The sequence below is a fragment of the Coleofasciculus chthonoplastes PCC 7420 genome (assembly GCF_000155555.1).
Classification (GTDB): domain Bacteria; phylum Cyanobacteriota; class Cyanobacteriia; order Cyanobacteriales; family Coleofasciculaceae; genus Coleofasciculus; species Coleofasciculus chthonoplastes_A.
Genome location: NZ_DS989844.1, coordinates 180,002 through 202,648, shown reverse-complemented (window position 1 = coordinate 202,648; position 22,647 = coordinate 180,002). Strand labels below are relative to the sequence as shown.

15 protein-coding genes and 5 pseudogenes are annotated in these 22,647 nt (G+C 46.7%); 11 read left to right on the top strand and 9 right to left on the bottom strand.

Annotation, left to right across the window (positions count from 1 at the left end; translation table 11 throughout):
* Positions 1 to 205: 205 nt before the first annotated feature.
* The 3 genes from MC7420_RS39275 to MC7420_RS06525 form a co-directional block, all read right to left on the bottom strand.
* Entirely contained in the window at positions 206 to 379 is a 174-nt protein-coding gene (locus MC7420_RS39275; protein ID WP_157453066.1) for a hypothetical protein, read from the bottom strand.
* Positions 372 to 827, bottom strand: coding sequence for a hypothetical protein (locus MC7420_RS06530; protein WP_044205496.1), 456 nt, complete (start codon positions 825 to 827; stop codon positions 372 to 374). The genes MC7420_RS39275 and MC7420_RS06530 overlap by 8 nt, the downstream gene beginning before the upstream one ends.
* A 238-nt stretch (positions 828 to 1,065) precedes the next feature.
* Positions 1,066 to 3,621, bottom strand: coding sequence for a sigma 54-interacting transcriptional regulator (locus MC7420_RS06525; RefSeq protein WP_006099445.1), 2,556 nt, complete (start codon positions 3,619 to 3,621; stop codon positions 1,066 to 1,068).
* Positions 3,622 to 3,933: 312 nt separating this feature from the next.
* On the opposite strand from MC7420_RS06525, the gene MC7420_RS06520 reads away from it, so the two are divergent.
* Positions 3,934 to 5,079: an RRXRR domain-containing protein gene (locus MC7420_RS06520; protein ID WP_044205493.1), complete on the top strand. Its 1,146-nt coding sequence runs from the start codon at positions 3,934 to 3,936 to the stop codon at positions 5,077 to 5,079.
* 219 nt (positions 5,080 to 5,298) lie between these two features.
* On the opposite strand, the gene MC7420_RS06515 is transcribed toward MC7420_RS06520, so the two are convergent.
* The gene (locus MC7420_RS06515; RefSeq protein WP_157453065.1) at positions 5,299 to 5,451 is read right to left on the bottom strand and encodes a hypothetical protein; all 153 of its coding nucleotides are present in this window, start codon (positions 5,449 to 5,451) and stop codon (positions 5,299 to 5,301) included.
* Positions 5,452 to 5,510: 59 nt separating this feature from the next.
* Between MC7420_RS06515 and MC7420_RS06510 the strand changes: the two genes are divergently transcribed.
* The 5 genes from MC7420_RS06510 to MC7420_RS06490 all read left to right on the top strand — a co-directional run bounded on the left by MC7420_RS06510 (position 5,511) and on the right by MC7420_RS06490 (position 10,163).
* On the top strand, positions 5,511 to 5,864 hold the full coding sequence (locus MC7420_RS06510) for a hypothetical protein (RefSeq protein ID WP_157453064.1): 354 nt from the start codon (positions 5,511 to 5,513) through the stop codon (positions 5,862 to 5,864).
* Positions 5,865 to 6,043: 179 nt separating this feature from the next.
* The gene (locus MC7420_RS06505; RefSeq protein WP_044205484.1) at positions 6,044 to 6,292 is read left to right on the top strand and encodes a hypothetical protein; all 249 of its coding nucleotides are present in this window, start codon (positions 6,044 to 6,046) and stop codon (positions 6,290 to 6,292) included.
* 262 nt (positions 6,293 to 6,554) lie between these two features.
* Entirely contained in the window at positions 6,555 to 7,244 is a 690-nt protein-coding gene (locus tag MC7420_RS06500; RefSeq protein WP_006099385.1) for a class I SAM-dependent methyltransferase, read from the top strand.
* Between the two features lie 263 nt (positions 7,245 to 7,507).
* Positions 7,508 to 8,668 carry an RRXRR domain-containing protein gene (locus MC7420_RS06495; protein WP_044205480.1) on the top strand — a complete coding sequence of 387 codons (1,161 nt, stop codon included), beginning with the start codon at positions 7,508 to 7,510 and terminating at the stop codon, positions 8,666 to 8,668.
* Positions 8,669 to 8,804: 136 nt separating this feature from the next.
* A complete protein-coding gene (locus MC7420_RS06490; protein WP_006099577.1) occupies positions 8,805 to 10,163 on the top strand; it encodes an alanine/glycine:cation symporter family protein in 1,359 nt (452 codons plus the stop codon).
* 246 nt (positions 10,164 to 10,409) lie between these two features.
* Here MC7420_RS06490 and MC7420_RS06485 read toward each other — a convergent pair whose 3' ends face one another.
* From MC7420_RS06485 to tal, 3 genes are all read right to left on the bottom strand, one after another.
* The gene (locus MC7420_RS06485) at positions 10,410 to 10,592 is read right to left on the bottom strand and encodes a hypothetical protein (protein ID WP_044205476.1); all 183 of its coding nucleotides are present in this window, start codon (positions 10,590 to 10,592) and stop codon (positions 10,410 to 10,412) included.
* Positions 10,593 to 10,911: 319 nt separating this feature from the next.
* Positions 10,912 to 12,879, bottom strand: a complete 1,968-nt coding sequence (locus MC7420_RS06480) for an AMP-dependent synthetase/ligase (protein ID WP_006099512.1) — start codon at positions 12,877 to 12,879, stop codon at positions 10,912 to 10,914.
* 460 nt (positions 12,880 to 13,339) lie between these two features.
* The gene (gene tal, locus MC7420_RS06475; protein WP_006099318.1) at positions 13,340 to 14,491 is read right to left on the bottom strand and encodes a transaldolase; all 1,152 of its coding nucleotides are present in this window, start codon (positions 14,489 to 14,491) and stop codon (positions 13,340 to 13,342) included.
* A 316-nt stretch (positions 14,492 to 14,807) separates the two neighbouring features.
* Between tal and MC7420_RS41170 the strand changes: the two are divergent.
* The 4 genes and pseudogenes from MC7420_RS41170 to MC7420_RS06460 form a co-directional block, all read left to right on the top strand.
* Positions 14,808 to 14,954 (top strand): annotated as a pseudogene (locus MC7420_RS41170) (IS607 family transposase); the annotation flags it as partial.
* 70 nt (positions 14,955 to 15,024) lie between these two features.
* The gene (locus MC7420_RS06470; protein WP_006099223.1) at positions 15,025 to 16,563 is read left to right on the top strand and encodes a hypothetical protein; all 1,539 of its coding nucleotides are present in this window, start codon (positions 15,025 to 15,027) and stop codon (positions 16,561 to 16,563) included.
* A gap of 466 nt (positions 16,564 to 17,029) precedes the next feature.
* The gene (gene pyk / locus MC7420_RS06465; RefSeq protein ID WP_006099251.1) at positions 17,030 to 18,457 is read left to right on the top strand and encodes a pyruvate kinase; all 1,428 of its coding nucleotides are present in this window, start codon (positions 17,030 to 17,032) and stop codon (positions 18,455 to 18,457) included.
* Positions 18,458 to 19,322: 865 nt separating this feature from the next.
* Positions 19,323 to 19,610: pseudogene (locus MC7420_RS06460) on the top strand (glycosyltransferase family 2 protein); the annotation flags it as partial.
* 354 nt (positions 19,611 to 19,964) lie between these two features.
* Here the strand turns inward: MC7420_RS06460 and MC7420_RS36600 are convergent.
* Positions 19,965 to 20,132: pseudogene (locus MC7420_RS36600) on the bottom strand (IS630-like element ISMae25 family transposase); the annotation flags it as partial.
* Positions 20,133 to 20,488: 356 nt separating this feature from the next.
* Positions 20,489 to 21,551: pseudogene (locus MC7420_RS44030) on the bottom strand (ISAzo13 family transposase).
* A gap of 229 nt (positions 21,552 to 21,780) precedes the next feature.
* Between MC7420_RS44030 and MC7420_RS39260 the strand changes: the two are divergent.
* A pseudogene (locus MC7420_RS39260) lies at positions 21,781 to 22,476 on the top strand (glycosyltransferase); the annotation flags it as partial.
* Between the last annotated feature and the right edge of the window lie 171 nt (positions 22,477 to 22,647).

The following is a 22,647-nucleotide window of genomic DNA, read 5'->3' as shown; positions in this document are numbered from 1 at the left end:
GCATTGCCGCATTACCTTGAGGGATCAGCTATAGCGGCGATCATTCGATGATCGGCAACGCTCCCTGTCAGTCCATGACTCAACAGTGTATTCGTCGTCCTTATTGAGCGTTTGATGCTCACAGTTTTCGTTATTTCAGATTCACTTTTTACTCAAATATATTGACAAACAGACTTTTATTTGCTAAAAGACAATTAAATACTGTTCACGTCAAATCAATCGTCTTTGACTCGCTCTCTATATAATCTGTAGCGTTTTCATAGAGTATTCCAGGGAGCAAGTCATAGAGTATTCCAGGGAGCAAGTCATAGAGTATTCCAGGGAGCAAGATGCTCCCACTACCAATGACAAATGACAAATGACGAATAGCGTCACTCATCGCCAGGGTCAAAAATCACCTCAAATTCAGCCCCACGCATAAAGCGACGGAGTACACGTTTGTGATCTTCAGCGTCTTGACGGTTGTAAAATCGGGCTACCGTATAGTGACGCGCATCATTCAATAAGCGGATAATGACCCAAGGACGGGTTAAGTCTAACGGTTTTTGAATGTCCGACTGGCGAGTCAGTGTCTCTAACCGTTCCTGTTTGAGCGCGTTACGCACCAATAACATCAGTTGTTTTCGGGCGGGAGTTTCCTGATTGGGTAGAACTGTCCAACTGGCTATCGGCGCGGGTAAATAGGTCAATGTATGAGAATCTTCTGCTTTAGTGACGTTCCAAGCCAGACGGCGAGGTTGTTTTTGACATTGATACCCCTGCTGTCTGAGAACTGAACAAAGACGTTCACCTTCTTTGGTTAGGCGCAACCAGTCACTGTGCTTCATGGCGATTCCGGAATAAAGAATAAATAGCAAACTTCTCCCCAATCCCCCAGGAAAACCAAGGAAGGAGATAGAGGTTTCGCTAGTTACCCTACGTAAGGTTTATTCCCGAAAACCTATTGCTATTGTTTTGACAAATGAATTTATTTATGGTAAAAATTTATCTTCAAAATTGTAGAGACGCGCCATGGCGCGTCTCTACAGGTTCAGGGGTGCTTGACGAATGACAAAGGACAAAAGACTACCGAACAATAATCGCCCAAAGGCTTATCCCCAAAGCGACTATCCCTAAATGTTGCGTCAGGAGCGATCGCACAGGCTGGCTGGCAATTTTCTGCGTCAGAACCATACTCAGCAGTACACCTGCAATCAACGTCACTCCCTGTAAAAACGCAATCACCGCCGGATGCGCTACAAACACGGGTAATCCCTCACCACTTAACCCAAAAGTGGCAAAGGTTACAGGCAAAATCCGCCCTGCTTCCGTCAACCCCAACCGTAAATGGTGCGCCAGATTCGCCGCCAATACCAACGGTAAATATCCATACGCCAATTCAATCAGCGATCGCGGCTTGGGATTAGGTATCGTTAAATTGAGCGTCTGAATCAGTCGGTAAGTTAATTGAATTCCACCATAAGCAATTAAAGGAATCAACGCCGGGAGACTCAAAACCGCCAACGAAAACCAAGCGTGTGTGACAAATTGACTCAAATCTAGGTGTAAATTCAGTTGCTGATTTAACTCCGGTAAGCGATGCAAAAACACACCGCCTAACAACAACAACAATAACGCCACCTCATAACTACGAGGAATATGAGTTGTCCACAACTCAATCCCTGGCGGGCGCAAATTTACCTCCACAGAACGGTGTGGACAGGCTTTTAAACACGTCATGCATAAAACACAATCCCGATTATCTTGTAACTGGGCGGGATGGGAATATAATGGACAGCCATTGGTTTCCATTCCTTCCCCTTTCTGGGGTCCACCCTTATAACATTGATAGGTGCTACATTCGGCTGAACAGGTTCCCTGCTGCGCCCTTAACTCCGTCATCGACAACTTGGCAAATAAACCATTCATCCCGCCAATGGGACACAAATAGCGACACCAAAAGCGACGCTCGAAAATTGCCGAGAAAATCATCGCTCCCGCCGTAATTAATAAGAGTAAACAAGCAGAAAGATACGCCGTATTTTCTAAATCCCAGAGTTCTTCCCATAAGAAAATTAGGGCAAATAAGCCAAACAAAAACCAACCGCCCCAGGTTTCCGCTAATTGTCGTGACCACGGTTTTAACTGACGCGGAAATAGCCACAGGGATAATTTTTGGGTCACTTCTCCATAAATCATAAACGGACACACCGCACACCAGAGGCGTCCCACAAAGGGAAAGCCAATCAAGATGAGGGGCCACCACCATGCCCAAAAGAGATTTAAGGTGAAGTTTTCCTCACGGGTTTGCGGACCGATGAAGCCCATGATTACGACTAGGGCAAACAAGCTTAAGGTAAATCCATAGTTAATGCGATCGGGCCACCAATCACTTCGTAAAAATCGCCGCAGTTGGGGATAGGCATTTAAGAGATTAAAGCGGAATTGTTTTTTCTTACTCTGGGAGGGCCACAACAGTTCTTCCGTGAGTTCTTTGCCAGAGTCCGATTGAACCAGCGCCCGTTCCACTAAGTTTTTTAATTCCCTGAGATTACCGGGAAAATCATAGGCTTGTAACTGACGTAGGGCTTCGGGTGTAATTTTGGGTTTATTAATTCCTTTAGCGCGACATAAGAGACTAATGTAATAGTTCATCTGGTCGCTAATATCCGTTTTTCTCACCCGTAGTGGCGGAACTTTAATCACTTGCCCAACCAGAGGGTTAATGGTGGGGAGCGCCGTTTCGGTAATCATAATAATCCGGGCGCTGCACTGTTTCACCTGGGTCGATTGTTCTAGGGAACGGCGAACCTGTTGATAGGTTCCGGTTTCTAAGAGAGTTGCCAGTTGAGGCATTAAATCCTGGGGCAATTCATCCACATTATTGAGAATCAACGTCCCTGTGTTCAGGGAATCAATGAGTCCCGGTTTGCCCCCTTCCCGCCCAAACAGTTCCGCACCACTGGCTTGCACTTTACTACAATCGATTTTAATCACAGGTTCGCGGCGATAGGCTGAACCAAAGTGAATCAGCGCGGCGGTGTTGTCTTTTTCCAGTCCCGGTTCACCGAAAATGAGTACAGACTGGCGAGTATCGGCGGCTTGTTTGATTTGCTGGCGTAATCGCACCGCATAACGGCTTCTACCAATAATTCCCCGTTTGGCTTTGTTGACTAAATAGGGGCGCAGCGTCACTTGGCGTTCTTGTTCAACCTTGAGTTGAGACGACAGGTGTGCCAAGTCTTGGGCTAGTTGTGGTGAGAAGGCTTGGGATATTTCTGGATACTGGTGGATTAAGTCTCGGAATTGTTCGGCTGGGATGCGCCACAGGTGAGAGTCGCTGCGGGTGACGATGGTTCTTTGAGCCGATTGATTGAGAAGTAACTCCTGTAAATGAATCACGGCACCAGGAAGCCAACTGACGCCCCAAATCGAACCCAGTTGGTTGGTTCGGTAGCCTTCAATACGCCCCTGTTGCAGAATGTAGAGATAGTCTACCGGGGTATCTTCGATCACCAGACGCTCCTGGGCATTTACCGCTAGCGCTTCCATTCGGGGCGCGATCGCCTGTAAAATTTCATCGGAGAGAATGCTAAAAGCTGTGCGTTCTCGCAGCCATGTCACTAGGTCGAGATAGGTCATCCTTTGTCCTCATCATCCAATTTAGTTTATAGTTTGTTTATCGATAATCAATGGATTCATTCCCGTAACCAACGGCAAAACACGACCAATTCAACAACCCCACGCTACTAACGTGGAGCGTGGGGATTGCCAGAGACAGGACTGGCAACGTTAAGAGTTGAATAGACCACCAAGCCGTTAACTGATACACACTTCCAAATACTTCCCCAGTTTGGATTCACTGTAAGTCTACTTGTTTAGACGCTCTAAGAGAGGACATTTTGTTAACGGTGGTCGAGGGGACAGACAACTTTACACGAAAGGCTTATACCCATGATTCGTGTTCCAGTTTTATCACCGAAAGGTAAACCACTAATGCCAGCTAAAGCTAGCCGTGTTCGGCGGTGGCTAAAAGCTGGTAAAGCTAAAGTCGTACATAACGACTTAGGCATATTCCAAGTCCAGTTAACTCAACCACCATCAGGAGAAGAAACCCAAGATATCGTAGCCGGAATTGATCCGGGAAAGCTATTCACGGGGATTGCGATTCAATCAGCCAAAACAACCCTATTCCTGGCACACCTAAAGTTGGTGTTTAAGAACGTGACCAAACGGATGAACCAACGGGCAATGATGCGACGGGGACGGCGAGGGCGACGGATTAACCGGAAGTTACCCTTTGATCAACGCAGTCACCGCCAGCACCGATTCAATAACCGCAGGGGCAACAAAATACCGCCTAGCATCCGGGCTAATAAGCAGTTAGCGCTAAGGGTAATTCAAGAGCTATCGCGAGTCTACCCGTTCCAGGACATTGTCGTTGAGGTGATTAAAGCCAGAGGGGACAAAGGGTTTAGTCCCGCGATGGTCGGGCAGTATTGGCAGATTGAACAGTTAGAACAAGCTGGCTACACCGTCCACACCCAAGAGGGATGGCACACCTCAACCCTAAGACAGTACCTTGGCTTGCCCAAGTCCAAGAACAAGGCTGAAGAGTCACCCGCCGCCCATGCTGTTGATGGTATTTGCCTCGCCGCTTCCCAGTTCATGCGGTATCGCCAAATCAAAGGGAGAAGTGGCACCTTCAATGGTGGAATAGCGGTAACACCCTGTCAATTTGCGGTAATCAGCCGCCCCCCAATTTGCCGCCGCCAACTACACCTAATGATTCCCAGCAAGGGAGGGCTGCGGCGAAACTATGGTGGCACGGTTACTCGCCACAGTGGGTTAAGGAAGGGCGATTATGTCAAGGCTGAAAAAGCAGGCATCACCTACTACGGTTACGTTTCCGGTGACACCAAAACCAAAGTTTCGGTGAGTGACGCTAACTGGAAACGGTTGGGACAGTTCACTGCCAAAAAAGTCCAATTGTTGCAGCGAAATACCGGACTGGTATCAACAGTTGGATTGTCAAACCTCACCACACTGAATTTCGACAGGCTCAATTGCCGCGAAGTCGAAGTGAGTGGCACGGTTTGACCTCTATCTCTTCCCAACCTGCTTCGCTGAGGTTGGGGTCTCACGAGGTAAAGCGATGATTGAGCTGGCGAATCTCTGGGTTCCTCTAGCGCTTTTGGGCTTGATTATCCTAGCCGCGCTGTTTTTTAGTTGGGCAAGTTAGATGGCTTTTAACTGAGATCTTGCCGCACGGGTAATATATCCCACGTTACCCAATACTGCTCGCAGCGATCCCTAATTTCATTTTTTCTCCCCCAGCTTCCCCAGCTCCCTCTGCTTCCCCAGCTCCCTCTGCTTCCCCAGCTTCCCCAGCTCCCTCTGCTTCCCCAGCTCCCCCAGCTCCCCCAGCTTCCCCAGCTCCCTCTGCTTCCGTACCCTATTGTCATCCACCATCCCATTATCTCTGGGTACAGGTAAAATATGCATCAGTGATTTTAGCCCCCTTGTTATCTATGAGCGGACATCTGCCGCCGATTAGTGATTTACGCGCTCGCCATACTGGCTGGGATAAACCAACGCCAGAACATCTTAAGGATATTGGCACGATTGAGTTTTTCTGGCGAAACCTGTTTGAGGCAATTTTCCATCCGGAGCAAGGCAACTGGCAATATCATTGGCAGCAGCTCTACAATCTGATTTTGGAGCGATGCCCTGACAATGATGAACGCCGCACGACTATTTTCTACCTAGAGACGGTCAAAAACTGCTTAAAGATAGAGGGAGACTGGAAAAAATATTGGAAACGGATACTGATTTATATGGAAAATGCGAGAGATTGGGCGAGGAAATCGGTTATCCGAGAATGAGCCTGATTCCGGAACGAGTGGGATGATTGATACATCGGTTATAGGAGACGAGGAAAATGTTAGCGAAGCGGTACGAAGTCGGGAAGATGAGAGAGTTGTGAGTTAACCAGCAAAGCATCCTGATCCACACCAGTAAATCCTGAACAAAGGAAAACGAAGGAATAGAGGAGCCGATCAGGATGCCTGAATATCAGTGGAAATTAACAATTATAGAGCGTAACTTGCTGTTATCGAATTGGATGAACCTAATTCCAGAAGCCCAAGAGCGTATGCTAGAAGAGGCGGACGAGTTGATGGCAATGTTACCCTTCTCCGATAGGCAACGGTTACTGGCGTCTTTGGAAATGCTTCAACCTCATACCCAAGCCGAGTTACATCAGAAGATTCAGCAGATTTTAGGGAGTCAGATGGAGTTACATGCCGCATAGGTAGGGTTTAGTCCAGCCCTATCCGTGTCAACTTAAGCCACAACCCTTGCCAATTAAGGTTTCGAGCCGTTCAACACAAACTAATCGTGTTGCTTCTCCCTAAGCTATTACAGGAGAAAGAGCAATCCGCAAGAGCATTCTCTTACTTCCCCCGCTTCCCCTGCTCCCCCTGCTCCCCCTGCTTCCCCTGCTTTTAGCGCTTAAGTTGACACCAATGGTCCAGCCCTCTCCATCCCCCCTTATCCCCCTTGGAGACTGTTTGATGTTTGAAAAACAACCCGAAGGATTACGGCAGAAAGTCAAATTATTGGCAACAGAAGCGCTAAACAAATCCGATCCCTCTGGATGGTTTGATCGCTTATATTCCCAAGCCAATCGTGATCCCGATCAAGTACCGTGGGCGCGTTTAAAACCCCATCCCTATTTCCAAGATTGGCTAAATAAAAATCAGCCCCAAGGGAATCATCGCTCGGCTTTAGTTATTGGCTGTGGATTAGGTGATGATGCGGAAGCCTTGGCTAGAGTGGGTTTCAACGTGACAGCCTTTGATATTTCTCCAACCGCGATCGCCTGGTGTCAGCAACGATTTCCCAATTCCCCAGTTAGCTATGTTGTCGCTGATTTGTTCGCGTTAGATCCAGCTTGGCGTCATCAGTTTGACTTGGTATTAGAATGCCGGAATATCCAAGCGTTACCCTTAAATGTACGATCAACTGTGATTGATGCGATCGCGGCTTTGGTGGCTATAGAGGGAATCCTGTTATTAATCACGCGATTTCGCCAGACAGAGGCTGAACCTGATGGTCCACCTTGGGCGCTTTCTAATCAGGAACTTGCCCAATTTCAGGACTTAGGATTAGAGGAAGTTCAGCGGGATAGCTTTATTGAAGCTGAGAATCCTTCTGTACAACAGCTTCGGATTGAATATAGGAGAGCAAGAAAAGTAAGATAATCGCTATGTGCCTCGATAATCACCCATAGACCGCAAAGCAGTTCATGAACCGCGCCTTACTTCGTGAAGACGCGGATTGGCAGAGATAACCTGCCAGGAAATCATGAATAAGGGCATGAGTTGGTAGGGGATAATCACTTCCGAACGTTTCTCTAGTTCGGCTTAACTGTAGACTCAGGAATCTCTCTTGACTGGGTAATTCCAGGACACACCCCTACCAATGCCTTAAGAGACGTAAACATTTACACGAGTGGATTATATCTATGAATCGTGTTCCAGTAGTTAGCAAAGAAGGAAAACCGCTGATGCCTACTAAGCCCTCCAGGTCTAGACGGTGGGTCAAAGAAGGTAAAGCAGTGGGGAAATGGTCCGATTTGGGTGTCTATTATGTCCAACTCACCACACCACCATCGGCTGAGGAGATGCAGCCCATTTCTGTTGGAGTCGATCCGGGCAAATCTTATTCCGGTATCGGTGTCCAGTCAGCTAAATACACCCTGCTACAACTACACCTCATCCTCCCATTTGGGCGGGTGAAGAAACGGATGGAAACCCGCGCCATGTTACGACGGTCTCGTCGGGGACGAAGAATCAATCGGAATGTCCCGTTCAAACAGCGCAACCATCGACAATGCAGGTTCGATAACCGCAAACAATGTAAACTTCCCCCATCCATTAAAGCCTCACGACAACTGGAGTTAAGGGTAGTTAAAGAGTTGGCGGCTATTTTTCCAGTAGCGGCGATTGGTTATGAGCGGGTTAAAGCTGATATAGACCAAACCAAGCGCAAACGCGCCAAGTCTGGGAAAGCTTTCTCCCCGGTGATGGTTGGTCAGAATTGGGCAATATCCCAGATGGAGAAAATCGCCCCTGTCTATGTCCGGCGCGGTTGGCAAAAGGACGGGAATGGCACATTCCAACTCCGAACCCAACTAGGGCTAGAGAAAGATAAGACCAACAAGTCCATAGCTAAACCGGAAACCCATGCGGTTGATGGGGTGACGTTGGCTTGTGGGTATTTTGTCAAATATGTGCCATTTGTTGGTTTTAACTCCCATGGTTATGCCCACAAGGGCAGTGTTAACGTGACTTCTTCCCCATTCAAAATTATCACCCGTCCTGGTGCTGTGAAGCGGGGAAAAGAGTATGGCTTTTTCCGTCGCCAACTGCATTTTGAAGTCCCAGATAAGTCGGGAGACAGAAAGCGTAAAGGCGGGACAATCACACCATTTGGAGTAAGGATTGGCGATTTGGTCAGAGCAGAGAAAGCTGGGAAGTCTTACATTGGTTACGTCAGCGGATTCACTGATACCAAAAAGACTAAAAATATTTCCGTTTGTGACTACACCTGGAAGCGCATCGGGCAGTTTGTTCCCAGTAAAGTCGAGCTAATCAGGAGGAGTAACGGTCTATGCGTAGCGTAAAAAAATGGATGCCTCCATATCCCTCCTCGCCCTACGAGAGTTGAGGGCGAGGATTCCCGCGATTTTGTTGAAGAAGGGAGGATGCACTGTCACACTAAGAAGGACATATCATTGTATCCTGAGTGAGCAGACCACAGTGCAGTTTTTGACCCTAGGTATTTTTTCGATCAGTGTCCTTTGGCTGATTAGCGGTGCAGTTTTCTTTACCCTGCGGATGAAATTTATTAACATCCGGGGCTTTTGGCACGCAATTGAGGTGTTACGAGGAAAGTATGATGATCCGACAGAAGCCGGGGAGGTGTCTCATTTTCAAGCCCTGGCAACGGCGCTTTCGGCTACTGTGGGATTGGGTAATATTGCTGGAGTCGCGATCGCAATCAGTTTAGGGGGTCCCGGTGCGGTGGTGTGGATGACGCTGGGGGGACTGTTTGGGATGACGAGTAAGTTTGTTGAATGTACCCTGGGTCAGAAATATCGCGTAATTAAACCCGATGGTACGGTGGCTGGGGGTCCAATGTACTATTTGTCGGCGGGTTTGGCGGAAATGGGACATCAGAACCTGGGAAAAGTGTTGGCGGTTATTTTCTCGATTCTGGGTATTGGTGGCGCATTTGGCGGCGCAAGTATGTTTCAGGCGAACCAATCTTATGCGGCGATAACTACCGTTGTACCCTGGTTTGTGGGGCGCAGTTGGCTTTATGGCTTGATTCTGGTTACTTTCGTGGGAATGGTGATTATTGGTGGGATTAAACGGATTGGTCAAGTGGCGGGTGCGATTGTCCCGGCGATGTGTGTGATTTACTTTGTGGCGGCGCTGTGGATTCTGGTGACGAATTTTATGGATATTCCTGGCGCGATGCTGACGATTGTTAACGGCGCATTATCTCCAGAGGCGGTGGAGGGGGGAGTGTTTGGCGTGATGATTCAAGGATTACGGCGTTCAGCATTTTCTAATGAAGCGGGGGTGGGTTCAGCCGCGATCGCCCATTCCGCCGCCAGAACCCAAGAACCTGTGCGGGAGGGGATTGTCGCTCTCTTAGAACCGTTTATTGATACAGTAGTAATTTGTAATATGACGGCGTTAGTGATTGTGATTACAGGCGTCTATCGCAATCCCGAATTTACTCAACTCAGTGGCGCGGAAGTCACCTCAGTCGCCTTTGGAACAGCGATTTCCTGGTTTCCCCTGATGCTTGCGATCGCGATTTTCTTTTTTGCTTTCTCGACGATGATTTCCTGGAGTTATTACGGCGAACGCTGTTGGGATTATTTATTTGGACAGAATAATTTAATACTCTATAAGGTGTTGTTTATCCTGGCGGTTTTTACGGGGGCGGTTTTAAGTTCCGGTGTGGTGATTAATTTTAGCGATGGTATGTTAATCGCCATGTCGTTTCCCAATTTACTCGGCGCTTATTTTTTATCGGGTCAAGTGGCTGGGGATTTAGATAAGTATATGCGGCAATTAAATAAAGGATTGGCTACAGCGCAATAAGTGGTGATTGTTCATGGTTCATTGTTCTTAAAAATAAGGGCGGGTTTTGTTGTTTCTTTATCGGTGAGGAGGGCGGGTTTTGTTTTTCCGTTATCGGTGAGATAGGGCGGGTTTTGTTTTTCCGTTATCGGTGGATATCTGAATTGATTCCCTAAACCCGCCCCTACAATTTTCCCTAAACCCGCCCCTACAATTTTCCCTAAACCCGCCCCTACAATTTTCCCTAAACCCGCCCCTACAATTGATTTATGAGGTTATGTCCCACTGAATCTCATAACTCCCTCCCGCATTATCGCCTGTAATCACGACCCAGTAGTTTCCGGTTTCTTCTGCCTCAAATTTATACTCGCGATCGCGATTTGTTTCTATCCTTTTTAGCACCTCTTTATCGGGTTCGAGGATTCTGATCTCTAAATCGCCTTTCGTCACCTCAGACTGAACGTCCAGGACAACTTCATTTCCGGCATCAACCTCAATTTTCCGTCGCTCTGTCCCCGTGAATGTGTTATATCAGTTTGCTCTGCTATGCGGTACATTGTCGATCCCCCTAAATCCCCCTTAAAAAGGGGGACTTTGATCTACTGTACTTTATTACAGCGCAAAGAGCTGTATAGGAGACTGTTGTCTGAGTTGGAAGATTCCTACTGAACCAACCCACTCTCAGAGAACTAGAACAGGCAGATAGTCCAATCAAAACTAATCCGAATAGTAAGGATTGAATTCCAGATTTAATTCCCATCATCGCGGCTTAAGCAAACATCTCATCAATCAAATCTTGATACTGTTCTCTAACAACATGACGCTTAACTTTTAGCGTCTGAGTTAACATGCCATTTTCTTGAGAAAAGGGTTCTGAAATCAGACGAAATACACCAATTCTGTCATTGGGATTATAACCAGGACGGTTTTTCGCTTCTCGATTGATTTCTTGGCGGAAAAATTCCTGAACAGGTTTGCTATTTAAGTCAATCGTTTCCTCACCGGAAGCAGATTCCCCATCCGGGAGTTGCAGGTGATACTGATTTTCAGCCGCCCACCCCTGTAAGTTATCGAAATTTGGTACAATTAAAGCGCCTAGCGATCTCTGATCTTGACCCACCACCACCATCTGATCAATATAACGACTCCGCATACAGGCATTTTCAATCGGTTTCGGTTCGACATTCTCACCATTACTTAGGACAATTGTATCCTTTGCCCGTCCGGTTAAAACTAAGTCCTCTTGAACCGTTAACCAGCCTAAGTCTTCGGTATTAAACCATCCTTGGGCATCAATTACTTTATCCGTGGCTTCTGGGTTGCGATAATAACCTTGCATGATTTGAGATCCCCGCGCCCAAACTAATCCTTTTTCTCCTTGGAGAAGGGTTTCTCTGGTGTCTGGATCAACAATACGAATTTCTGTCTCTAGAATCGGTTTACCCGCAGAACCCCGGAGGTTATGCCAAGAACGACGGGCAGTTAAAACGGGCGAGGTTTCGGTTAAACCATAGCCTTCGAGTACCTCAATGCCAATTATTTCATAAAAATCATCTAATTTCTGGGAAAGTGCGCCACCACCACAGATGGTTTGCTTTAAGTTTGCACCGATTTGTTCGCGAATTTTCTGATAGATGAATTGGTCAGCTAATACATGAATCAGAACCAATGTCAACCATTGCAGTCTAGCCCAGAGACGTTGGAATCCAGAAGGCTGCTGATGTTCTAAACTTAAGCCATGGACAAGGCGACGGGCTTTAATAAAGCGATCGCTAATCGAGAATAGGATATTAACTAGGCGCTGTTTGCGGGCAGATTCCTTACTTAACTGCTTTTGCACCGTCTCATAAATCGATTCCAATAAACGGGGAACCGAGACAAAATAGTTAGGGTGTTGGGCATTCAGATCCCGCTTAACATGGCGCAGCGTGGTATAAATCAGGGTACAGCCTTGGGAGAGGGCAAAGTATTCAATAGCGCGTTCATAGACATGCCAAGTGGGGAGAATACTCAAGACGCGATCGCCTGCTTCTAGCTGTACAATTGCACCCAAGCTAGTGACTTGATGCAATAGGTTGCCATGACTCAGCATAACGCCCTTGGGTTTCCCGGTGGTGCCAGACGTGTAAACTAGGGTAGCGAGGGTGTCAGGGGCTTGTTCAATCGGTTGGAATGTGTGATTTTTTCCCCGTTCCAACACCTGGGGAAAATTGAGGATATTCAACTCCGACTCAGCGTCGGGTTCCTGATCGGATAATAAAATAACCAGTTGAATCGGCAAATCATGCAAATGCTGATCCAGCTTAGTTAAGGTATCCTGATTTTCCACAACTAAGGCAGTCGCTTCGCTATCTTTAAGGATATAGAGAAGTTCCTCTTGTTCAGCTTGAGAACTCCGCACCACATCAACCGCCCCAGTGGTCATAATACCTTGGTCAGCCACAAACCAGCGGGAACTATTTTCCGAAAACAAAGCTACCCGATCGCCCGCCGAGACGCCTAATGCTTGTAATCCAGCCGCAAACTGCTGAATTTGCTGCCACATCTGGGCAAAGGTTAGCTTGACTTCGGGTTTGGCGTAAGGGTTTTCTAAGGCGACAGTATCCCCAAATCGCTGGGCGGCTAACGACCAAACTTGGGGTAATGCTGATATGGTGTTGTAATCGGCTTGGTGTTCCAGATTTTGGCGTTCTGGGGGCGTGGGTTTAGACGCGATCGCAATAGCTGGGGCATTCATAGGAATTTTGATTGTGTAGGGGTGGGTTTAGGGACATTGGTGTCAACTTAAGACTTTGTATAACTAGGGCTCAAAGTTTAGATCCCCCTAAATCCCCCATGGAACAAAAAGCGAAGCATCCTCTGGCTTCCCCCATGGAACAAAAAGCGAAGCATCCTTTGGTCTCCCCCTTTTTAAGGGGGACGGAAGGGGGATCAAAAAGGGGGGCTAGGGGGGATCTCTTATTAAGTAAGGGTTCCAGCCTTAAGTTGATACGGATGGTTTAGGGACTAATATTAATTGTCTTTCCTAGCTTGGTTGCAAAACCCGCCCTTTGTTTAAGTTTGACGTTTGAATTTGTAGGGGCGGGTTTAGGGACTAATATTAATAGTCCTTCCTAGCTTAGTTGCAAAACCCGCCCTTTGTTTAAGTTTGACGTTTGAATTTGTAGAGGCGGGTTTCACAGTTAGCCAGCGTTTCATTAAACTGGCGTAAGCTGTTCAGCTTTCTCTTCAATCGATTTCATCAACGAATCAAAGGGTTTCGCAAACTTTTCAATCCCTTCCTCAACCAGTTCTGCCATAACTTGGTCATAGTCGATCTGAATATCAGGTTCACCCAGACTTTCCAGCGTCTTCTGCGCTTTATCAGCCTCAGTTTCTACCCGATTGGGGGCGACATCAGCATGATCAGCACAAGCTTCAATTGTGTCCGGGGGTAGAGTATTCACCGTGTTCGGACCAATCAACTCATTCACATACATGACATCACTGTAGTCCGGATTTTTAGTGCTGGTACTTGCCCAGAGCACCCGTTGTATATTTGCTCCTTGTTCAGCTAGGGCTTTAAAGCGATCGCTCTCGATAATTTCCTTGAACCGTTGATAGGCAACCTTAGCATTCGCGATCGCGACTTTTCCTTTCAGTTCCCGTAAGCGGGCTTCTTCATTCAATTCCTCTGTACCAATCCGCTTGAGTCTCTCATCAATGCGATTATCAACCTTAGTATCGATGCGACTGAGGAAGAAACTCGCTACTGACGCAATATTCTCAATCGGTTTACCAGCAGCAACTCGTGCTTCTAAGCCACGAACATAAGCCCAAGCCGATTCCACGTAACTCTCCACGGAAAACAGGAGAGTGATATTAACGTTAATCCCTTCAGAAATTGCCTGTTCAATCGCCGGGAATCCTTCTTTCGTTCCCGGAATTTTAATAAACACATTATCCCGGTCAATGGCGCGGAAAAAGCGTCGAGCTTCTTCAACCGTGCGTTGGGTATCCCGCGCTAAGTGAGGGGAGACTTCAATACTGACAAAGCCGTCGGTTCCGCCAGACTCATCGTAGATAGGGCGGAAGATGTCGCAGGCGTTGCGGATATCTTCAAAGATCAGGGATTCGTAAATCTCTGATGTAGATTTTCCGCCTTTGATCCCCGCTTCGATATCGCTATCGTAAACTCGGTTATTCGACACCGCCTTAGCAAAGGACTTGGGATTTGAAGTAATCCCGCTGATTCCACGAGTCTCAATCTTGTTTTTCAATTCACCGGATTCGATTAGCTGGCGATCCAGATAATCCATCCAGATACTTTGACCGTATTCTTTAATTTTGAAAATTGGATTATTAGCCATTATGATTTTATATCCTCCTTAATTACTTGAGCTACTTACAGTTATTCAAGACAAGCAAGATGCCAATTGTTTGATATTGGCAATTTATATAACTTGATGCTCGTTAGGTTTTAAAACAAGGGTTTAGCGCCTCACTAACCCACCTCAGATGTCTGAGAGGACGGGAAAATGCTGGACACTCAATAACAAGCCTACTAATTTTTAGCAGAGGATTACGTCTACCGGAAGTCAGGGTTAAGGGAAGGGTTAACTAACAGTCCGTAAATATCTAGACAATCATTGACATAACTAGACATTTTTGATGTATAATACAGGAATGTCTAGTTTAACTCCCCAAGAAGCAGCTACTCGACTTTGTGTGACGGTCTTGCACGTTGCACCGATGGGAACTCAACGGCTGGCTGATGAGCTTCTCGGACGGCTGGTGGTCTGGAGTCGATATGATATTGTTGACTTAATTGGTACATAAGGGACTGCGTAGTCATAAGCACAAAAAAAATAGTGACCGAACTGAGGGAGGTAGCCAAAAAGCTATGACGACGATAACTTATTGCAAGGGCTTGCCAACTCCCGCCGATGAACTTAACCCCATCGGTTTCACCGACTTGGAGATGTTTTTAACGTCATTGTCTGATATATTCTATCAAGCAACAGTTGAAACCGTTAACCATTTATTAAATAAAGAAATAAAATTCAATCAATCCAGTTGGAATAGTCTTATGCAAGAGAAATACGGACTCAGTAAGCGTTATGCTAACGGAGTAATTGCATTAGCCAGAGGAAAAACCTCCTCAGCCAAAGAATGTAGAAAGCGCCAGATAAAGCAATTAGAATCACGAGTTAAGTCAGCGAAAGATTGGGTAGCCAAAGCCACAAATAAAATTAAATTGGCTGGGAAGTTCTATAGAAAAAAGAACTGGCAATCCTCCCCAAAAGGCTGTAATTTTCCCTTATCGTCAAACCTCAAGACGAGAAAAACTAACTGGCATCATTTGCGTCAAGGTTTGCATCACAAAAAGCGATATATCCACCGACTTCACAATCAAATTAAACATCTGAAATCAGCGAAAATTAGAGTAAAGGTATCCAGAGGGTCAGTATTTATTGTTGGCTCCAAGGATGAAATTTATGGGAATCAAACTTGTCAATGGTCTGGAGATACTCTCAAGTTGACGCTTCGACTTCGCTCAGCGTCAACACCGAGCGAAGCCGAGGTGTTGAGAGTCCCCAATTGTCTGGAAGCCAAATTTGGGAAATATGTCACATCAAAAATAGGCAGCTTCTCCCGTCATATTAATAGATTACCCAATAGTGGTGCGAAAACATGGCACTTCTATAGAAAGGAGAATCGCTGGGTGGTCGCTGTTCAATTCACGCCCGCAGCGGTGGAGAAGGTTAGTAGAGAAATTCAGTATGGTGCCCTGGGTATCGATTTAAATCCTAGTTCTATCGGTTGGGCTTATGTTGATGGTCAAGGAAATTTAAAAGCTCAGGGAACTATTCCTTTTCAGACGGGTTTACCCAAAGGTAAACAAGATGCTCAAATTGTAGATGTTTGTTTAAAATTAGCCGTTTTAGCCAGGAATTTTGCCTGCCCAGTTCTGTGCGAAAGCTTGGATTTTTCCACCAAGAAAGCTCAATTAAGAGAGCGTGGAAAAAAATATGCTAGAATGCTTTCTGCCTGGGCATACAGTCGTTTTTATCAGATTTTGTCATCGATTTTATCCAACCGAGGAATAGCTCTTTCTTTGTGCAATCCAGCTTACACGAGTTTGATTGGATTGGTTAAATATAGTCGGATGTATGGACTATCATCTGATGTGGCGGCAGCCCTAGCAATTGCCAGAAGAGGAATGAATAAGAGTGAGAGATTGCCGCGCTCTGTGTCCGCCTATCTTGGAGTGAATCCGAGAAAGCACGTATGGAGTGCTCTATATCAATTTAATAATTTTATTGGTCGATGCCCTGTAGTCAATCGTAGACACGATTACTACAATGTCTCTAACTGGGAGCCGTTGGTTAAGGTTGATATCGAGCGACAATGCCGGGTATCAGCCAAGCGTAAGCGTTAACGGTTATCGACCAAAAGTTACACCGTGGACTTATACCAAGACAGAATTACTTATGGGTAGGTTTGTCTAGGTTTTTAGAAGCGGTAGCTGATTAGGATTGCCGGAAAAATCTGCCCATAGTTGTAACTGGTCATTCGTCATTGGTCATTCGTCATTCGTTTACTCCCTCATCTCCCTCATCTTCCCCAGCTCCCCCAGCTCCCCCAGCTCCCAGACGTGCCGTGGCACGTCTCTACTCCCCCAGCTCCCTCTGCTTCCCCAGCTCTCCCAGCTTCCCCAGCTCCCCACACCCGACACCCCCTTTTCCAGAAAGTTGATCTATTCTTCATGACAGGTGTTCTCCTGCGCCATCCCGGATCACAAATCATCCGGTTAGGCGAACGTTCAATTGGTAGGGGTGTGTAGACCCTGAAAATTAAACGCTACAGAGAACATCTGTTCTATTACCGTTATGACCCAGTATCTTATGCGTCGCACTAAAATTATCTGTACCATTGGACCGGCTACCGCCTCACCCGAACGCCTCGATGCCTTAATCGAAGCGGGGATGGATGTTTCCCGGTTAAACTTTTCCCACGGTTCCCATGAGTTTCACGGACAGACGATTCAGCAACTCCGAGCAATTAGTAGCCAACATCGCAAACCCCTCGCCTTGCTGCAAGATTTATGCGGACCGAAAATTCGTCTGGGAAAACTGCCTCCCGATGGGATTAAGGTGCAAACGGGTGATGAAGTAACCTTTGTGTTAAATGAGGAAGGCAACAACCCGGATGAGATTCCCTTACCCATTCCCACCCTGTTTGCTATGGTGCGCGTGGGTGAACCGATTTCAATTAATGATGGTCGAGTCAAGCTGATAGTCACGGAACGGGATACAGATAGTATTCGGGCATTGGTGAAAATTGGTGGACTCTTGTCTTCTAAAAAGGGGGTTAACTTACCTGAAACCTATTTACCTGTCACCTCCGTCACCGAAAAAGACATGACCGATTTACGGTTTGGGTTGCAATCGGGTATCGACTGGGTGGCGGTGTCTTTTGTGCGAAGCGCCAGTGATTTAGAACCCGTGCGGCGGATGATTGAAGCCGCAGGCGCGAAAACCCGTGTGATTGCCAAAATTGAAAAACGGGAAGCGGTGGAAAACTTAGAGGAAATCCTCCAGGTTGCGGATGGAATTATGATTGCTCGCGGTGACTTGGGGGTAGAGACGCCATTGGATCGGGTACCTTTAATTCAAAAAGAAATTACTCGTCGCTGCAACCAACTCGGTAAACCTGTGATTACAGCCACCCAGATGCTAGAGTCAATGATCAACGCTCCTGATCCGACGCGGGCTGAAGCCACAGATGTCGCCAACTCAATTTTAGATGGGACGGATGCGGTAATGCTTTCGGGTGAAACCGCCGTGGGAGAATATCCCATCGCTGCTGTGGAAATGATGAACAATATAGCTATCCAGACGGAAAAAGCCCTAGCCGAAGGATTGCAAACCGCGTCAGAGTTTCCCAGTTGCAGTATTAGCACCACCGAATCCGTAGCCGAAGCCGCTTGTCATATTGCCAGTCAATTAGGCGCACGGGGAATTATGTGCAACACCTCATCCGGCGGTTCCGCCCGACTGGTGTCTAAGTATCGCCCCAAAACCCCGATTATTGCCTTTACGCCAGAAGAAAGTACCTATCGTCAGTTGGCTTTGTCTTGGGGAGTGCAACCTTATCTGATTACCCCTGTATACAATGCCGAACAGATGTTAACTAATGTGGTAAATGCTGCGGTGGAGATGGAGTTAGCCGAATACGGGGACAAAGTGGTAATTACCTCCGGTGTTCCCATTGGTACGCCAGGAACCACGAGTCTGATCAAAGTCCACAAGATTGGACAGGCGATCGCCTAAAATGTGACTGGTCATTGGTCTTATGTCATGTAGATGCGACCCACACCGCATCAATGTCCATGTAGGGGCGACCCGCTTGCATTAATTCGCAACGGTAGTTCACTCAATAGGCTCGGGTCGCCCTGCGCCCACAGGTTTAAGCGATCGCGTAAAATGTCATCGGTCATTGGTGATTGGTGATTGGTCTTATGTCATGTAGGGGCGATCCACACCGCGTCAATGCCCATGTAGGGGCGACCCGCCTCCATTAATTCACAACGGTAGTCCACTCAATAGGCTCGGGTCGCCCTGCGCCCACAGGTTTAAGCGATCGCGTAAAATGTCATCGGTCATTGGTGATTGGTGATTGGTCTTATGTCATGTAGGGGCGATCCACACCGCGTCAATGCCCATGTAGGGGCGACCCGCCTCCATTAATTCACAACGGTAGTCCTATCCAAAAACTCGGGTCGCCCTCTGATCCATTGGTATTGGTATCGACTGGAGATAAACCCCTCCCTAACCCTCCCCTTGTCAAGGGGAGGGAATAAGACCGTTTCCCAGAAATAACCAGATTTGAATACTCTGAACGCTTAAGTTATTTTAAGTTTTATTTCCGTATCAGACGTTACATTCGAGCAACCTTCACGAAAACTTCATACAATCACCCCAAATACGCGAATTTTGTGAAGATTCCGTAAAGAAAATCAATAGGAGCGATCGCTCACCCCAAAGCTTGATTAAGATTTGAGAAGTATATCTTCAGGATTTCTGACATATAGCTTGACTAGAATACCAGCAACACTGTCTATCTAACCCCAGATGGATGCTGTCAGCAAAGCTAACTATTAAGCTAGCCCCAACAAGCCCCACGATTATGAGCCAGATGACACGTTCTACCGCAACACCGACAATATCGGTAATCATCCCAGTCTATAACGGTGGTGAAGCCTTTCGTCGTTGTCTTTCCAGTCTAGCGAAAGCCTCACCCCAGCCCTTGGAAGTGATTGTCGTCGCTGACGGGGATACTGACGGCTCTGGGCAGTTCGCTCAAGACTTCGGTGCTAAAGTAATTCAAGTTCCCACCTCTGGCGGACCGGCGAAAGCTCGCAACTTAGGCGCTAAAGCAGCCAGTGGTGATATTCTTTTCTTCGTCGATGCCGATGTCGAGGTACATGACAAGGGACTTGCGGAAAAATAGAATACCAGTCATTGTAGAGGAGAGGAGGCTTCTCAAAGCAATGCTGTTGAACACTATCATGCTCAAAGAGAACTGGGATGATACTAGCTCAAACCGTACTAACTACATTCTGGCGATGCCATTCAGGTATAGTCTAGTGCATCGCGGCAGCAATCCTTGAGCAGCTCACCCTACTGGCGTGACCCAGCTAAAATGGTGCATTAGTATCGGGGAAAACGGATTTAATAATGAGAACACCCCTATACTGGACGCGATCGCTCTCCAAATATCTGGATGAGTCCACAACCACCCGCCAACAAGAATTTGAGAACACCTTTCTACTGGACGCGATCGCAACTTCATGTTATTGAGGTTGTCACACAATAGTCGGATGTTAGGAGCATGAGGATAGTCAACATCTAATAGATGTTTCACCTCCTCTGCCCAGTCCTCGCTGGTGCGACTATCCCGACAACTTACTCGTCGCCCGCCTCGATTGGGGTCAAAGAACATGAATCTGAAGTTCCCCCATACAGATGTACTGCACCCAGCGTCAAGCCTTATACTGTAATAGTTTTAACGCTCAAGCCCCTCAAAAATCGTACATAAGTAGCACTGGCAAGAATAGCGCGTTGGCGATGCCTGCTGAAGAAGGAACCTATCGCGCTATTCTTCCAATAAACAATCTTATCGGTGAAAACCCTCGCTACATCACAGTGAGGCAGTGCAAGATTTTTTGGCTGGGGGAACTTCAGGTTAATGCATAGGTTTGACCAAAGGTCAATATAATATATTATATTATATTAGTCCTATATTTGCGTATATCATACGCAAACTTATTTTAGTTTTTCCCTCTCCTTGTAAGGAGAGAGTTAACTAGGGACAATTGTGATATCCCATTTAGGCAATGTTTCAGAACGCTGCCAGAAGGGATAGTAATCTTCTAACTCTGTGGGCAGGACTTTGATGCCTTTTTCATAGATGGTTTCGATGTGATGGACAATTGGAGCAATTCCCTTCCAAGTCATATTGGCAGCCCATTGTATGGCAGCTTCTACTGAGTCTAAAATGGCACCATTCCAATAGTTTTCTAGGACGGCCCAACAGCGTTCTATCGGATTGTACTTGCTGTGGTAGGGAGGATAGTAAATCAGGCGAATTTTTACATCAATCTCTTGGGAAAGTTCAACCATTCGTTTGATAAATTGGGTGCGGTCACTGCGAGTTGCTACACCGCCATCAAGATCAATCACCCATTCAGAAATCTCCGGATAATCGGGTTGATTTTGTTTCCACCAAGCAGTTAAACAATCGACGATAAAGTCACTAGTTTCACAGAGTGACCCATATAAATCGATAATTGTTCGCTGTGGGTGTTGAGAATACCAAAGGGGATTAAGATACCTTGCCACTGGGTATCGTGGTCATCCGCCTTTTTCGGCTTCAAAGTCCGTGCCTTACCACCTCTGGACAGATTGCCAATTTTGACCTTGGCTTTGGTATCAATAGATACTCGCAACGATTTGGGATTTTCATCTGATGCCTGATTCTGTTTAAATACATTATCGAAAATGGCATCGGTTTGAGGCGTTTTTTTTAAAGGTTTTGTTTTTTGGGTTTTTTTAGGCGATACCCCAAGCGGTTGAGAATTTCACCTATTGTCTGCCTAGAGGGCAAGTCGCTCTCAGAGTAACCAACTTCGTTTACTAATGCCTCTCGGACTGCTTTGGCACTGATGCGCGTATATAGAAAGGTCGATTGAAATTTTGGGTCGGCTTGGGCTTCTCTATCTACCAGGGAGTGGATATCCGCTTCTAAGTTAGGCAGCACTTGTTCCGTTTTGTGTCGCCCTCTTGCTTGATAGTTATCTACACAGATAAGTCCGGTTCGCCGTTCATTCAATCCCAGTTGTACGCTATGGCGATTCCAGCCCATAGCGGTTTCCGCTTTGCGGGCTGACCCATCAAAATAATCTTCGGTGACAGACGCGATAAAATCTCGTTTACGGTGACCTGTCAGTTTCTCACTGGCATCTTTAAACGTAGCTAGTACAGTTTGAGCTAGTATCATCCCGGTTCTCTTTGAGCATGATAGTGTTCAACAGCATTGCTTTGAGAAGCCTCCTCTCCTCTACAATGACTGGTATTCTATTTTTCCGCAAGTCCCCAACACCATCGGTAAAGTAGCGACAACCTTCCACCAGGAATCTGAACTCGCCGCCCTAATTGGCTCCTACGATGATCAGCCGGGTGCGCCTAATTTCTTATCTCAGTATAAAAATTTATTTCATCACTATACCCACCAAACCGGATCAGAAGACGCCTCAACCTTCTGGGGTGCCTGTGGTGCAATCCGGCGGGATATTTTCTTAGCAATTGGCGGCTTTGACGAGAGTTATCGCCTCCCTTGTGTAGAAGATATTGAATTAGGCAATAGACTCAAACGCCAAGGGTATCAAATTGGCTTGCGTAAAACCATCCAAGTCAAGCATCTCAAATGCTGGAGAACCTACTCCCTGCTGAGAGCGGATATCTTTTATCGGGCAATCCCTTGGACAGCGATTATTTTACGCGATCGCGAAATAGTCAATGATTTAAATCTAAACCTCTCCAACCGCATCAGTGTAGTCTTGGTCTATACCTTATTAGCGGCACTAATCGCCGTTTGGTGGGTATCGGCTGCATGGGTTGGCATCGCGGGATTGAGTTTGGCACTATTGGCAATCAACGCCTCCGTCTATCAATTCTTTTATCAAAAACGCGGTTTCCTCTTCGCCCTGCAAACCGTACCCTGGCACTGGCTGTACTATTTTTATAGCGGATTAGCCTTTGCGATCGGACTCGTTCGTCACCACTGGCAAACTTATCAACCGATTCTCCCAAACTGGAAAACAGTCCCTGGCAACTTGTTCGCGCTTGAACAACGCATCTTTGCGTCAATTTCTCGTGAATTAGTCGGTGCTTCAATTCTCGTTTCTTTGGTAATCGGCAACTCTTTCTAGTCCTCTACGTATCAAAGACTATAAAAAATT